This is a genomic window from Pseudomonas sp. SWRI111, from assembly GCF_014268555.1.
In the GTDB taxonomy this organism is placed as follows: Bacteria; Pseudomonadota; Gammaproteobacteria; order Pseudomonadales; family Pseudomonadaceae; genus Aquipseudomonas; species Aquipseudomonas hamedanensis.
On sequence record NZ_JABWQQ010000173.1, the window covers coordinates 1 to 229 of the forward strand.

Genomic DNA, 229 nt, shown 5'->3' on the forward strand with positions numbered 1-229 from the left:
TCAGCACCACCGTGACCGACACCGTCGACACCACCAACCTGTCGCTGTCCGCGACCGGTTCCGTGGCCGAGGGTGGTTCGATCGTTTACACCGCCACGCTGAGCAACCCGGCCGGTGCGCCGGTCACGGTCACCCTATCCAACGGCGCGGTCATCACCATCAAAGCTGGCGAAACCAGCGGTAATGTCACCGTTCCAGCACCAACCGATGACGTCTACAAAGACGCCGG

At 63.3% G+C, this 229-nt stretch carries 1 protein-coding gene; it reads left to right on the forward strand.

Annotated features, from left to right (window positions below; genetic code table 11):
* On the forward strand, positions 1–229 hold a 229-nt coding region (locus HU755_RS27310), incomplete at both ends, for an immunoglobulin-like domain-containing protein (protein WP_346655449.1).